The 13672-nt window shown below is 37.2% G+C and carries 15 protein-coding genes; 8 read left to right on the forward strand and 7 right to left on the reverse strand.

Going from position 1 to position 13672, the window contains the following annotated elements:
• The first annotated feature begins 317 nt into the window (after positions 1–317).
• Entirely contained in the window at positions 318–662 is a 345-nt protein-coding gene (locus tag LJC66_RS02740) for a DUF1878 family protein (protein WP_013081673.1), read from the forward strand.
• Positions 663–665: 3 nt separating this feature from the next.
• Here LJC66_RS02740 and LJC66_RS02745 read toward each other — a convergent pair whose 3' ends face one another.
• A complete protein-coding gene (locus LJC66_RS02745; RefSeq protein ID WP_014461677.1) occupies positions 666–1262 on the reverse strand; it encodes an HTH-type transcriptional regulator Hpr in 597 nt (198 codons plus the stop codon).
• A 113-nt stretch (positions 1263–1375) separates the two neighbouring features.
• Positions 1376–1771 (reverse strand): YtxH domain-containing protein, encoded by a 396-nt coding sequence (locus LJC66_RS02750; protein ID WP_050689473.1) that lies wholly within the window; start codon positions 1769–1771, stop codon positions 1376–1378.
• A 119-nt stretch (positions 1772–1890) separates the two neighbouring features.
• On the opposite strand from LJC66_RS02750, the gene yhzF reads away from it, so the two are divergent.
• Entirely contained in the window at positions 1891–2064 is a 174-nt protein-coding gene (yhzF, locus tag LJC66_RS28080; RefSeq protein ID WP_465119511.1) for a membrane protein YhzF, read from the forward strand.
• Positions 2065–2310: 246 nt separating this feature from the next.
• Here the strand turns inward: yhzF and LJC66_RS02755 are convergent, their stop codons facing one another.
• A complete protein-coding gene (locus tag LJC66_RS02755) occupies positions 2311–2841 on the reverse strand; it encodes a tryptophan transporter (RefSeq protein ID WP_153253357.1) in 531 nt (176 codons plus the stop codon).
• A gap of 124 nt (positions 2842–2965) precedes the next feature.
• Positions 2966–4063 (reverse strand): 3-phosphoserine/phosphohydroxythreonine transaminase, encoded by a 1098-nt coding sequence (gene serC, locus LJC66_RS02760; protein ID WP_195695445.1) that lies wholly within the window; start codon positions 4061–4063, stop codon positions 2966–2968.
• Positions 4064–4316: 253 nt separating this feature from the next.
• Here serC and LJC66_RS02765 point away from each other — a divergent pair, with 253 nt between their 5' ends.
• From LJC66_RS02765 to LJC66_RS02775, 3 genes are all read left to right on the forward strand, one after another.
• On the forward strand, positions 4317–4871 hold the full coding sequence (locus tag LJC66_RS02765; RefSeq protein ID WP_025752934.1) for a PadR family transcriptional regulator: 555 nt from the start codon (positions 4317–4319) through the stop codon (positions 4869–4871).
• A 17-nt stretch (positions 4872–4888) separates the two neighbouring features.
• A complete protein-coding gene (locus LJC66_RS02770) occupies positions 4889–5332 on the forward strand; it encodes a GNAT family N-acetyltransferase (protein ID WP_195695444.1) in 444 nt (147 codons plus the stop codon).
• 303 nt (positions 5333–5635) lie between these two features.
• Complete coding sequence (locus LJC66_RS02775) at positions 5636–7531, forward strand: acyltransferase family protein (protein WP_195695443.1); 1896 nt, start codon at positions 5636–5638, stop codon at positions 7529–7531.
• 102 nt (positions 7532–7633) lie between these two features.
• On the opposite strand, the gene LJC66_RS02780 is transcribed toward LJC66_RS02775, so the two are convergent.
• The gene (locus LJC66_RS02780) at positions 7634–8068 is read right to left on the reverse strand and encodes an HIT family protein (RefSeq protein ID WP_014461670.1); all 435 of its coding nucleotides are present in this window, start codon (positions 8066–8068) and stop codon (positions 7634–7636) included.
• Positions 8069–8759: 691 nt separating this feature from the next.
• On the opposite strand from LJC66_RS02780, the gene LJC66_RS02785 reads away from it, so the two are divergent.
• Together LJC66_RS02785 and LJC66_RS02790 are read left to right on the forward strand one after the other, a co-directional pair.
• Positions 8760–9503, forward strand: coding sequence for an ABC transporter ATP-binding protein (locus tag LJC66_RS02785; protein ID WP_013055321.1), 744 nt, complete (start codon positions 8760–8762; stop codon positions 9501–9503).
• The gene (locus tag LJC66_RS02790; protein WP_195695442.1) at positions 9496–10701 is read left to right on the forward strand and encodes an ABC transporter permease; all 1206 of its coding nucleotides are present in this window, start codon (positions 9496–9498) and stop codon (positions 10699–10701) included. Before LJC66_RS02785 ends, LJC66_RS02790 begins: the two co-directional genes overlap by 8 nt.
• 37 nt (positions 10702–10738) lie before the next feature.
• On the opposite strand, the gene LJC66_RS02795 is transcribed toward LJC66_RS02790, so the two are convergent.
• Together LJC66_RS02795 and LJC66_RS02800 are read right to left on the reverse strand one after the other, a co-directional pair.
• A complete protein-coding gene (locus LJC66_RS02795; protein ID WP_028410280.1) occupies positions 10739–11458 on the reverse strand; it encodes an EcsC family protein in 720 nt (239 codons plus the stop codon).
• A 113-nt stretch (positions 11459–11571) separates the two neighbouring features.
• A complete protein-coding gene (locus LJC66_RS02800; protein ID WP_276510991.1) occupies positions 11572–12780 on the reverse strand; it encodes a M20 family metallopeptidase in 1209 nt (402 codons plus the stop codon).
• Positions 12781–13004: 224 nt separating this feature from the next.
• On the opposite strand from LJC66_RS02800, the gene LJC66_RS02805 reads away from it, so the two are divergent.
• On the forward strand, positions 13005–13670 hold the full coding sequence (locus tag LJC66_RS02805; protein WP_230931755.1) for a phosphatase PAP2 family protein: 666 nt from the start codon (positions 13005–13007) through the stop codon (positions 13668–13670).
• The last annotated feature ends 2 nt before the right edge of the window (positions 13671–13672 follow it).

A 13672-nucleotide genomic window follows, 5' to 3' on the forward strand; every position in this document is an offset into this window, starting at 1 on the left:
GTATTTACACAGAAATGCGGTTTTTATTTTATAAAGGGTAGTTAAGAAGTTGAGAAATAGGTTTTAAACGAAATAGCAAAGTGAATGGATAAGAAATGAGTAACAATTACCCATTGTGCAAAAGGATTGTTAAAAAGGACAGAGGGATTTATATTAATATATGCAGTGAGTACATAATCAGTATATGAAAATCTTTATACGGTGCTACTTAAACAGGAAATGTGAATGACGAAGAAAGAATTATTTGGAAGAACATGAATGAATCATGTACAATATGGAGTAGAGGTATATGAACGTTGAAGGAGTAGGGGAAGCGGATGGAAACTTTAGAATCTCGAGTATCACGTTTAGAATATTACATAAAACTGTTATCTGGGACATCTGAACAAGAAGCTAAACCATTTATTGATTTAGTGGTAAGAAATCAGCTTACAAAGAAGGAAGTAGAGGAAATTTTAATTCTGTGTGAAGATACAAAAAACGAATATATTGAGCAAAAAGCGGAAGGTCTAACAGACTTTGTTCCGCTTCTTACACAATTTGTTGGCATGCTGAATTATAAATTAACTCCCAGAGAGACGGTCGAATCGCTTCGTTATCAACCTTCTTATCAAGATGTGATGAATGAATTTTTTGAAATTATTCAATGGATAAGGGACTAACCATTAAGAGTTTGAAATAGTCTCCTGGTGGTTCTCTTTATCTTTCTTGACAAGCTTGCCATCTTCTTCAGTGAATTCTTCTTCGATATGATGGAAAGATCGCTCGAAGATATCCATAAAATCTTCACCGTAAATTTTGCGGATGACGGTCATTAGTTCCATAAACTCAGGGAATTTGCCGTACAAGTCGCGCAACGGAAGTGCGCCGCTGAACACTGAATTATTAGAAGGTTCGTAATGTTCCATTAAATCTAATAAAATGGCCTCGCCTTTATCTGTCAGCTGAATGTACGTATTTCGCTTGTCGCTTTCTTTTTTAGAAAACTCGAGTAAACCTCGTTCTTCTAGTTTTTTGGAGAAGTTAAATGCAGTAGAAACGTGCATAACTCCAAATTTGGCAATTTCGGAAATGGAAGCCCCGTTTAAATGATAGGAAATCCATAAAATATGATGCTCGTTAATATTAAGGTCATAAGGCTTAATCCATTGCTGCCAATCCTTCTCTACGGTTTTCCAAAGGGCTTTACTTAATTGGGCAATGCGTTGGCTAAATAGAAGTGCTTCTTTCAAACTGTAATCTTGATCACTAGTCTTTTTCATCTTCTCCCACCTACTTAGTCTCTTTTTTTATTTATCTTCTATTATGCCAATAAAATAAAAAATTATAAAGATGTAAATTTACAAAATTTTAAAAAATTAAAAAAGAAGGCGTCTTAACCTTCTTTTTTGTCAATTTTTTCATTGGGATTTTTAGTTGTCTGTACATGTTCCTCTAGGTTTGACAAAGAATTTTGGATTTCTTTTAAATGATGCTGAAGGGATTCCTTATGAGGGACAATTTCTTCTTTAAACTGACCAAGGGTAGTAGAAAGGTCACTTGCGATATTTTTCACTATAGTATTTCCTTCTCTGGCGGTCATTTGTACTTGTTGAGAAACAGCTTTTATTTTTGTTGAGAGCTCTTGTTGTGAAGCGTTAACTCGGTCTTTTCGAGAGCTGACACGCTGTTTAAGTTCTCGTCCTGAATATGGAGTAACAAGAAGCGTTGTAATAGCGGCTACGGTGCTTCCGATTACTGCTCCAGCTGCTAGTTTTTTCATTCTACTCATTATTTATTTCCTCCTATGTAGTAAAGTAATTGCTAACACTTCCTTCTGACATAATCATAAAAAAAATAGCATAGATTGATACAAAAGAAGGAGGTTATCAACATGGGGTAGCTTTATTCATTCTTTTGATGATTAGCCTGAGTTTTTTTCTGGCTGCCTTTAAATGGTTTAGCCTTACGACTAGAACGGCATCATATCCACCTAAACATGTGCTGAAACAAAAGTCTCTTACATGTGCGACAGTGGCTTTTGCGAGTTTTTTATTGGCGCTTATACTTTATTATGTAACCTAGGATGAAGAACTTAAACCTTTATTACATAGTAAGTCTTCATACCTATTGTATGGGCTGCAAATGAAATTTAAGTGAAAAGCATTCTGTACCATTTCTTTTTAAACAAAAGAACCGCCGGCTGTCTCTAAAAGATCAGCAACATACTATAAATGAACCGTTTTATCTAAAGGTCCGCCACGCTTTGGTGGGCCTTAGCTTTTGGTGTAAAAAAAGAGCCTGATTCTCAATTAAATCAGGCTCTTGACGTTACGATAATTTTGCTTTGATGCTTGTGCGTTTTAGAACGGATTGAACAATTGGGTAAATAACGACCATAACGATTGTATTCACTACTGTTGCAGGTAATACAACTGCAGCAACAAGCGCCATGACGCTGTTTCCGCCCGGTAAGCCGACGATTAGCGCGGCAGCAGACAAGAATACGGTTCCTGATACGAGCGTGCCAACAGCTGTTAAAGCAGCGGCAACTGGTGTTTTAATACCTGTTGCTTTTTTCACAAGCATAAATAATGCAAAGAAAACAAATGCTGTAATTGGTTTATCAATCAAGTTTGCAATTTGTCCGCCAGGAAAGCTTGTTGTTAAAGCAGAAATAACCGCTGTGGTTAAGCTAACCAATGCAACATTTTTTACGCTAGGAAACAACAGGATTGCTAAAAACATCATTGTTAACATCATATCTGGCTTCATTCCAAATAAAATAGGAGGTACCACCGTGTGGAGAACCGCTCCAATTCCGACTAATAACGCTAAAGAAACTAAAACCTTTGTATTCATTTCTCATCTCTCCTCTTCTAAGCTAAGCTCGAAATATACCAATAGTGCGTCTATGCCCATTGCATATATTTACATACTGATTATAACATATTTATGTGAAAAAAGGATCTGTTAATTCTGCCAATTATGCGTTTGCCTGTGCAAATTCATCCATAAAGGCGGCAAGAGCTTCACACGCTTCAAGCGGTACAGCATTGTAAATAGAAGCGCGGCATCCGCCGATTGAACGGTGTCCAGCTAATCCTACGAAGCCTTTTTCTTTTGCTTGCTGTAAAAACGCAGCAGTTAACTCATCGGTTGGTAAAGTAAACGTTACGTTCATAATTGATCGGCTTTCCTCTGTAGCGTGAGGGGTATAGAAACCATTTGAACCTTCCATGCTTGTGTAGAGTAACTTAGCTTTTTTATGATTTTGGGCTTCAATTGCTTTAACGCCACCTTGTTCTTTAATCCAATCTAAAACAAGTGAAAGCATGTAAATGCCAAACGTTGGAGGAGTGTTGTAAAGAGAGTTGCTCTTTACGTGTGTCTCATAATTCAGCATTGTTGGTAAACCTTCAGGAATACGTTTAAGTAATTCTTTCTTCAAAATGACAACCGTGACACCAGATGGTCCGAGGTTTTTCTGAGCACCAGCATAAATGAGTGAGAACTTAGATACATCAATTTGACGGCAAAGAATGTCGCTTGACATGTCGGCAATTAAGTCTACTCCTTCGATAGAAGGGTAGTCAGCCCATTGTGTACCAAAAATGGTGTTGTTGGACGTGATATGCAAGTACCCAATTTCTTCTTTTGGAAGCTTTACATCATCTAAAGCTGGAATAGAGCGGTAGTTCTCTTCTTTAGTAGAAGCAACAACTGCTGTTTTTCCAAGTTTCTTTGCTTCTTTTAATGCTTTTTCCGACCATGATCCGGTTAGTACATATGCACCGACTTGATCGGGAGATAAAAAATTCATTGGAATCATAGAGAATTGCAGGCTTGCTCCGCCCTGCAGGAATAAAATTTCATGTGTATCTGGAATGTTAAGCAATTCCGTGAGTGTTTCTTTAGCATGTGTTAATACATCTTCAAACTCTTTGCTGCGGTGTGATAATTCCATCACAGACATACCTGTATTTTTAAAATTAACTAGCTCCTCTTGAGCAAGTTGTAAGACAGGTAGGGGAAGCGCAGACGGACCTGCATTAAAATTATAAGCTCTGTTTAACGTAATCACATTAATTCCTCCTCAAATTAGTTCGAACACTCATCATACAAAATGGCTAATGACTGATGTCAGAAAGAATATCATTATACTATCATGAAAACCATTGATTGTGGAGGTAACTTTTCAAAAATTTAAATTAATCTGTAAAGAGAAAATAATAGAAAAAAGATAAATAAAAAGTATACGCAAACATGTTTTGGCAAACATGTAAATGAAATGTTTATATGCTATACTGATGGAAGAAATAATGTGGAGGAACAGAATGAGAGTATTAAAATATGCCATATTAGGGCTCTTAGATCAGAAGGAGCTCAGCGGGTATGACATTACGAGGCTTTTTAAAGAAGAGGTCGGTAATTTTTGGAGTGCTAAGCACAGCCAGATTTATCCTGAGTTAAAGCGATTAACAGAAGAGGGATTTATTCGCTATGAAACCGTGATTCAAGGCAAGAAATTAGAAAAAAAGATGTATTCGATAACGGAAGAAGGAAGAGCCGAGTTAAGCAAGTGGCTCACTACGATTGATCCTATTCCTGAAACAACTAAAGATGAATTTATGTTAAAAGCTTATTTTGCTTCATCCATGTCAATAGAAGAGTTAAAGCAGCAAATAGATAATCAGCTATCAAGCAGGAAAGTGAAGCTAACCTTTTTAAAGAAACGAATGGATGACCTTTTGGAACAAGTTAATCATCACATTACCGTTTCGTCTCCTCAATTTGGTCATTATTTGGTGCTATCTCGCGCTCAAGACCGGGAGACAAGCTATATCAATTGGCTTGAACGTACGCTGAATTTAATTGAAAAAGAACAATAAGAAAAGGTGAGCGGATCATGACTTGGTGCATAAAATCATTTCAAGAGCTGACAAACGATGAACTCTACGAAATTCTACAGGTTCGCACCGCTATTTTTGTTGTCGAACAGAAGTGTGCTTACTTAGAAGTAGATGGAAAAGACAAACTTGCTTATCACTTGTTCAAAAAAGAGAATGAGAAAATTATCGCATACCTTAGAGTTTTACCAAAAGGAATTAGCTATCGGGAAGCTTCTCTTGGGCGCATTATTGTAGAACAAGCACAGCGCGGTACAGGTCTTGGAAGAGAACTAGTAGCAAGAGGAATTGATTTTTTAGAAAATGAGTTGCACGAGAAGACAATTAAAATTCAAGCTCAAAGCAGACTTCAAACATTTTATGAATCGTTTGGTTTTAGACCTATTTCCGATATTTATTCAGATGAAGGGCTTCCCCACCTAGATATGCTAAAGACACCTTAGAAACTTCACCAATTGTGTGAAGTTTTTCTATTTCTCAAACGGGTAAGGTGAAAGAAAGATGTTAGGCTTTAGTACTGCGCAGATAGAATCGATATGACTACTACTAAATTAGTAATTTATGAATAAGATAGATAATGAATTTGTTTCTTTTTACTTATTCTTTGATTTTAAGTAAGTGATATATTGAAGAAAGTAATAATATTGTATATAATGATTTTTGTAACAAAAATGTAACATTTACGTAATATTCTTAATGTTTATTGAGAAAGAAATTTGTTGTACATATTGCTTGGAGGCATTTTTATGAGTGCAAAGGAAAAGAAAAATAGGTATATATATAGTTTGGATGGACTTCGAGCTTTCGCTGTTATGTCTGTTATTGCCTATCACTTAGGATTTGGATGGGCATCTGGAGGATTTCTAGGAGTTGACGTTTTCTTTGTATTATCAGGGTATTTAATTACCTCGATTTTACTCGTGCAATCTTGGGAAAATCCTTTGGGGAATTTGAAGCATTTTTGGATCAGCCGAACGAGAAGACTTCTTCCGGCTGTGTATGTGATGGTAGTATTGACTGCAGCTTGGGTTATTTTATTTAACCGGCCATTGTTAACAACGCTACGAGGCGATGCATTATCGTCTATTTTTTATATGAGTAACTGGTGGTTTATTTTTCATAAAGTTTCATATTTTGATAGTTTTGGGTCACCGTCACCATTAAAGAACTTATGGTCACTGGCTATTGAAGAGCAGTTTTATATTGTGTGGCCACTTGTTTTATTGTTGGGTTTAAAATTTATCAAAAAGAGAGGGATTCTTTCTCTATTCATTTTAGCTGGAGTAATGGTCTCAGCTATTCTAATGTCTTTTTTATATGAGCCAGGAGGAGATCCTAGCCGTATTTATTATGGAACCGACACTCGGCTGTTTGCCCTTTTAATCGGCTGTTTACTTGCATTTGCCTGGCCGATGTATCGTTTATCATCAAAAAATCTTCCAGCCGTAGGCAAGCAAGTATTAAACGCGGTAAGTATGGTGAGTTTCTTTGTATTTATTCTCTGCGTATGGAGCGTTGATGAGTATACTCATGCATCTTTTCTTTATCAAGGTGGAATGCTGCTGATTTGTTTAAACGCTGCTGTACTGGTTGCAACAATTAGTCATCCTAGTAGTTTTTTAGGAAAAGCTCTGTCGTTTAAACCGCTTCGCTGGCTTGGTACTAGATCATACGGCATCTATTTGTGGCATTATCCGGTTATTGTTCTTACAACGCCTGTATCCGAGATTGGCCGCCCGGTCTATTGGCATGCGCTGCTACAAGTAGGCCTTACATTTATCATTGCTGAACTTTCTTACCGTTACATCGAAGTGCCTATCCGCACACGCGGCTTTCGCTATTATTTCCGGCACTACCATCCGAGAGAGCTTTTTAAATGGCGTAATCTCTCTCGTTCGAGACAAGCGGTTTTGGGCAGTCTCATTTTCTTTTTGGCGCTGTTTACAGCGGATATGACAAGCTTTGCTATTAGTACGCAGCAAAAGGATGAAACGACAGCAAAAGAGACAGAGGTTAAAATTCAAACGAATCATAAAGAAAATGCTTCAACTTCTGTCAAAGACAAGAACAAAGCGGATGATAAAAAAGCAGAGAACGCGGAAAAGAGTTCCGGGGAAGAAAAATCTGATGCCAAAGAAAAACAGCAGCCGAATTCTTACAGAGATGTTCTTGCAATTGGAGACTCGGTCATGCTGGATATTGCTCCTAATCTTAAAGAGATGCCGCTTAGTATTACGATTGACGGAAAAGTAGGAAGGCAGCTCAATGAAGCACTGCAGCTAACTCCTAGCTATCAAGCATTTAATAATCCGAACAGCGCAGTGATTATTGAGTTAGGAACAAACGGCTATTTTACAAATGAAGAACTTGAACAACTGTTAAAAGCTTTTTCACACGCGGACGTTTACTTAGTGAATACGCGCGTTCCTCGTTCGTGGGAAAGCACCGTGAACAAGAACTTGAAAGCTGCTTCTGAAAAGTTTGATCACGTCACGCTCGTAGATTGGTACTCAGAGGCTTCTAAGCACCCCGAATACTTTACATCAGATGGTGTCCACTTGGTACCTGAAGGATCAAGAGCATTAACAAAATTGATTGAAGAACGTATGAATTTAGAAGTTAAGGCGGAAAGTCGTTCATAATAAGTGAAAAGCCGCACGATGTTTTATACCACAAACTGATTAAACATGTATTAAATGAATAGATAAAACAAAAAAAGCTTACATGTGTAAGCTTTTTTTGTTTCAAGAAAGGCGAGAAGAAATATTGCCAGCGATTTCTTGAAGTTTTTCAGGCGTGTATTCGCTTGTATGCTCTTTCCATACAGCACCGAATCCATCGCCTTCCCCATAGCGAGGAATAATGTGCATATGATAATGAAACACGGATTGACCAGCTTTTTCACCATTATTATTTAAGATGTTTAAGCCGATTGGGCTGTATGTTTCTTTAATTGCATTTGCGATTTGAGGAACCACTTCAAACAAATTGCGCGCAATTTCCGGCGTTAGTTCGTGAATGTCTTTTTTATGTACTTTTGGAATCACCAGCGTATGACCTTTTGTTACTTGACTAATGTCTAAAAAAGCTAATACGTGTTCATTTTCAAATACTTTTGCACCTGGGATTTCACCGCGAATAATTTTGCAAAAAATACAGTTTTCATCATGTGTGCTCATTATGTTCACCTTCCGTTACCAATATAAATGTATGGGTATACATGTACGTTTATTTTACCACAAAGTAGAAATGCAATCAGCAGGCAAGAAATAGCTGCTGGTATTTTATACACAAAAACGGGATGCAAACGATTATGCATCCCGTTATGTGAAGAAGGAAAAAATAGCTTTTAATGCAGCATATGATCTTTAAGGAACACCTCATTTACGTAATTGCATTGCCTAATGACACAGTAACTTGAAAAAGTATATTCTCTTTAACAAACACCTCATTTAAGCATTGAGCTAAAAAAATATACAATGTGAACGAAATCGTTCTTGGTCTTTGACAAACACCTCATTTACACAGTAATAAATGAACATTATTGTCTACCCATTATATATATTCTTACTACGTTCATGACTACCATCCCCTTATGAATCAAACATACATCGATTTACACTAAGGTTTTCTGAAATATGCCTGCTGTAGACACCTCATCCCAAATGTAAGAAGCTTTGTAATGATTAGTTGTAATCAATAACTTGTTTTCCTTCTTCCCTATATAGAATGTCCCGATATTTCGATTATATTCTGGAAAAATTAACCGAAAAAAATTGAAAACGATGTGAGGAAGAAAAAGATTTGGTACAATAGAGCAAATAGCGCTTGCGCTTGGAGACAAAAAAGAACAAATAAAAGGAGATCGTGATGGGTTCTTTATTGCAAATTAACAATATTACAGGGGGATATACAAAAACTCCCGTCTTAAAAGATGTATCGTTTGATGTAAACGCAGGTGAATTAGTCGGATTAATCGGGTTAAACGGGGCCGGCAAAAGTACAACGATTAAACATATCATTGGATTAATGGAAGCAAAAAAAGGAAGTGTATCCATTAATAATAAAACCTTTCAACAAGACCCAACAGGTTATCGAAGTCAGTTTACGTTTATTCCAGAAACTCCTGTGCTATACGATGAATTAACATTAAAAGAACATTTAGATATGACAGCTATGGCTTATGGACTTGAGCCTCAAACATATGAAGCCCGTCTGCAGCCGCTTTTAAAAGAATTTCGTTTAGACCGGAAGTTAAAATGGTTCCCTGCGCATTTTTCAAAAGGAATGAAGCAGAAGGTTATGATTATGTGCGCTTTTTTGGTTCAGCCGTCTCTTTATATTATTGATGAACCTTTTTTAGGGTTAGACCCGCTTGGTATTCAATCTTTACTTGATTTGATGACGGATATGAAAAAGCAAGGTGCAGGCATTTTAATGTCCACACACATTTTGGCGACCGCGGAACGCTACTGCGATAAATTTGTTATTTTACATAACGGAGAAGTAAGAGCGCAAGGAACGCTTAAAGACCTTCAAGAAGAATTTCAAATGCGCAATGCTACTCTTGATGAAATTTATATTGAATTAACAAAGGAAGAAGGCTATGAGTAAGATTGATGCATTATGGAAGCAACGGTTTCAGCAGTATTTAGTGGATATAAGAAGATATACAAAATATATCTTAAATGACCACATTAAATTAGTGTTAATTTTTGCGATTGGCGGTTTGGCCTACTATTATCAACAGTGGTTGAGTACATTAACACCTGCGTTTCCTTCAGCTGTAGTGATTGCGATACTTATGGGATTGATTTTAACCATGGGTCAAATTCAAACGTTTTTAAAACGACCTGATTTAGTCTTTTTACTTCCTTTGGAGACGAAGCTGCAGCCTTATTTTAAAAAATCTTTTTGGTTTACCTTTACGATTCAGCTTTATATTTTATTATTTGCAACTGGTGCAGCAGCACCTCTTCACGTAAAGGTAATGCATGATTCTTACTCAAACGTTTTTGTGTTTTTTCTGCTATTACTCATCTTGAAAGTTGTAAACTTAGGCATGTCTTGGTGGGCCGTATGGTTTGAAGAAAAGTGGGCGAAGTGGACAGATTATATCGTCAGGTTTTTCTTGAATGCAGTTTTTACGTATTTCTTATTTTCGCATGCATACGCATTCTTTACAGGAATCGTAGCGGTAATTATGATTGCGCTAGCCATTTATTATCGCTCGCTTACAAAAAGAAAGCCGATTAAATGGGAAAAGCTAATTGACTTAGAAGAAAAGCGCATGGGCTATTTTTATCGATTAGCTAATTTATTTACGGACGTTCCTCAGGTAAAAGAGCGAATTAAACGCCGTAGATATTTAGATTGGCTAGTAGCACGTATTCCATTTCGTCAAAGTGCCACTTACCATTACTTGTACACCAGAACATTTTTGCGATCAGGAGATTATTTAAGCTTGCTCGTTCGCTTAACTGTCATTGGCGGATTTTTAATTGTAGCTGCGCCGTTTCAATACGGCAATATAGTGGTTGTTTTATTTGTTGTGTACATGACGGGTTTTCAATTACTCCCGCTTTGGAAGCAGCACAAACAGATTTTATGGCTTTCTCTTTATCCAGTTGAAGCTAAAGAACGAAAAAAGGCATTTTTGGACGTATGGAAAAAAGCGCTGTATGTACAAATTCTTGTACTCGCCATAGCGGTGGCTTTTTCTAATCTAGTTGCTGCACTGCTTTCCGTGGCAGCAGGTGCTATATTTATTCACTTATTTGTAAATGCATATGTAAATAAAAAATTAACGTAAAAAAAGCTCCGAATGGAGCTTTTTTTACGTTTTTAGACTACTTTTGTGACGAAGATAATATCCGAAAGCGATAGACGTTCATCGCTACTTTTGTGAGATGGTCAAGAAGCTGATAATTAGCATACGCACCTACAACAGCTCCAATTCCCGGCATCAGCTGAAACATTTTCACAACATCAATGTAATCGCGGTATTCTTGTTGAAAAGCTTTCCAATCAAGCTCAAGAAGTTCCTCTTTCTTTTCCTCCCAGTTTTCTACTACTTCAAGCAGCTTCGTTCTATGGTCATCGCTGCAAAAAGCAAGATGAAAAATATACAGCATATAAATGCGTTCTTCTTTTTCTTTTACATCAAAACCATACGTAGCGGCAATGTCAAATAAGCACTTCATTTTTATGGAAAGAAGAAGCGGGAAATCTGCTGCACCTAAAAGGAGACCGCCTGCACCAGTACCAGCTCCTTCTACAGCAGCAGTTTTTTTGTACTTAGGTATGAGCTCCAAAATTTTTTTCTCTTTTTCTTCAAACGAAAGACCGCTGACATCTCTTTTTTTAGTAGTGAAATCGGATCCAACAAGCGTGGTTTCAACCATTTTTTTTATGCTTTCAGTCATAATCTTATGGACTTTAGCAGGGATTTTTTCATTTATTTTAAGCTGTAAAGATTTTGCGGTCCGTTGAAATTTAGAAGGTCGTTTCAACATGCTGAATTTCCAATGTTCAGCTTCTTGTAACACTTTTTCTTCATACGTATTCAAAAAAATCACCTCATTTCAGTCGATATAAATACTACGTTTTAAGTGAGGAAAAGGTTCCTGAAATAAAACAACAAGCACTCGTTTGCTTATCTGTACGAATGCTTGCTGAATGATTAATTCGCTTTTATTACGTTTTTAGAAGGAGCTTGTTCTCTTAAATACTCAACAGCAGCCGTACCAAGCGTTTTAGCTGCGATAAGCATTGCTTTTTCGTTAAAATCAAATTTAGGATGATGATGAGGATAAGGAGCATCTACGCCTTCTGGCTGAGCTCCTGTAAAAAAGAACGTTCCTTTAATATGCTGCAAATAATAAGAGAAATCTTCCCCAGTCATGTGAGGCTCCGTTTCTTCGACTGTATGAACTTCATCGATTTGAGAAGCAGCAGAAGCAAGAAAGGCCGTTTCTTCGGGGTGGTTGACGACGGAAGGATAGCCACGCGTATAACTCAGTTCATAAGAAGCATCAGCTGTTAAGCATGTACCTTGGACAATTCGTTCGATTTCTTTTTCGACATCATTTCGTACATCTTCATTAAATGTTCTTACCGTTCCAATTAGTCGAGCAGAATCAGCAATAATATTAAATGCATTTTCCGCTACAAAAGAACCTATGCTCACAACCGCTGAATCAATTGGGTTTACACGCCTGCTTACAATTTGCTGTAAATTAACAACAAGCTGAGAGGCGATGACGATTGAATCTTTTGTTTTGTGGGGCTGTGCACCGTGTCCGCCTGCTCCTTTGATCGTAATTTCAAAGCGATCAGCAGCAGCCATAATAGGGCCCGTTCGATATTGAACGACACCAGTTGGAGTTAAGGACCATAAATGCGTTCCGAATATCGCGTCTACACCGTCTAAGCATCCGTCTTCAATCATGGACTTGGCGCCTCCGGGAGCGTACTCTTCAGCGTGCTGATGAATGAAGACGATTTTACCAGGGAGAGAATCTTTTATTTCAAAAAGCGCTTTAGCAAGGACTAAAAGAGTAGCCGTATGACCATCATGACCACACGCATGCATCACACCCGGAACAGTTGATTGATATGGTACATCTTTTTCATCTTGAATAGGAAGGGCATCAAAGTCGGCTCTCAAAGCTACAGTAGGACCAGGGTTTCCTCCTTGAATGCTTGCTACAATGCCGTTTCCTCCTACATTTGCTCGGTAAGAAATACCGATTTTGTCATAAAAAGATCGAATGTAGGCAGCGGTTTGAAATTCTTTAAAAGACGGTTCTGGATACTGATGCAAATATCGGCGGATTTGAATCATTTCATCAAATTTTTCTTCAAGTAAAGTATGTAGCTTGGGATTCACGTGACCATATCCTTTCTGTATAAGTTGAATAAAGTTTTGAATTTTTTGACATTTTAATCATTATATCATTATCTATAAAAAAGAAAAGAATGTAAGCGTTGTTATTGGAAAAAGTAATTGAATCATGAAATATTTTATATACATAATAGATACATAAGGTGAGGAATAGGGATAAAGAATGAGTTTTTTACCAATTTTCTCATGAGATAATAGGAGGTAACGATATGGTAGATTCACAAACTGTATCTCTGTACAAAAAATTGATGTGGATGTTTGGGGGGGCAGGTCTTGTTTTTTTAGGAGTGTTGTTTGTTGTGTCGACAGATTCTTTTCAAGGAGACCACTGGCTTGTTTCAGCTATAGGTGACAGCACTATTCTTCAGTCAGCGTCATCTATTTTTCATGGCTTGTCTTTTTTAGCTTCAAAAGTGATGATTATGGTTCTTTTAGCTGTACTTCTCGTTTTTTTATTTTTCAAAAAGGACTATATCGGTATGATATCGGCATTTTTACTTATTTTAAGCGGTGATATTATTAATAAAGCAGTTAAAGATGCGGTAGAACGAGGACGTCCTCTTGAAGGCATCGAAGGCTACAGTTTTCCAAGCGGCCATGCAATGATGGGAATTCTTATCTATGGTCTGATTATCTTTTTTCTCACAAATCATATGAACAGTCAAAAAGTAGCCAAGCGGTATCAGCTTGTAATTACTTTAATCGTTTTATTAATAGGTGTGAGCCGTATTCTATTAAGAGAACATTTTTTAACAGATGTCTTAGCTGGCTACAGCTTAGGGCTTATGTGGCTTATTGTAGGCATTTTCTTCTATACGCTTGTTTATGCCTACATAAAACCTTCAGCGGAAAAAGAGTTTCCAAAAGGCATGTAAAA

Origin of the sequence: Priestia sp. TSO9 (assembly GCF_021029645.1) — a bacterium.
GTDB lineage: Bacteria > Bacillota > Bacilli > Bacillales > Bacillaceae_H > Priestia > Priestia megaterium_E.

Excerpts from the sequence above, each read along its gene's own strand:
- LJC66_RS02745 (WP_014461677.1), bottom strand. The coding sequence starts at position 1,262 with ATGAAAAAGACTAGTGATCAAGATTACAGTTTGAAAGAAGCACTTCTA.
- LJC66_RS02780 (WP_014461670.1), bottom strand. The coding sequence starts at position 8,068 with ATGAGCACACATGATGAAAACTGTATTTTTTGCAAAATTATTCGCGGT.
- LJC66_RS02765 (WP_025752934.1), top strand. The coding sequence starts at position 4,317 with ATGAGAGTATTAAAATATGCCATATTAGGGCTCTTAGATCAGAAGGAG.
- LJC66_RS02805 (WP_230931755.1), top strand. The coding sequence starts at position 13,005 with ATGGTAGATTCACAAACTGTATCTCTGTACAAAAAATTGATGTGGATG.
- LJC66_RS02755 (WP_153253357.1), bottom strand. The coding sequence starts at position 2,841 with ATGAATACAAAGGTTTTAGTTTCTTTAGCGTTATTAGTCGGAATTGGA.
- LJC66_RS02770 (WP_195695444.1), top strand. The coding sequence starts at position 4,889 with ATGACTTGGTGCATAAAATCATTTCAAGAGCTGACAAACGATGAACTC.
- LJC66_RS02750 (WP_050689473.1), bottom strand. The coding sequence starts at position 1,771 with ATGAGTAGAATGAAAAAACTAGCAGCTGGAGCAGTAATCGGAAGCACC.
- LJC66_RS02790 (WP_195695442.1), top strand. The coding sequence starts at position 9,496 with ATGAGTAAGATTGATGCATTATGGAAGCAACGGTTTCAGCAGTATTTA.
- LJC66_RS02740 (WP_013081673.1), top strand. The coding sequence starts at position 318 with ATGGAAACTTTAGAATCTCGAGTATCACGTTTAGAATATTACATAAAA.
- LJC66_RS02785 (WP_013055321.1), top strand. The coding sequence starts at position 8,760 with ATGGGTTCTTTATTGCAAATTAACAATATTACAGGGGGATATACAAAA.
- LJC66_RS02775 (WP_195695443.1), top strand. The coding sequence starts at position 5,636 with ATGAGTGCAAAGGAAAAGAAAAATAGGTATATATATAGTTTGGATGGA.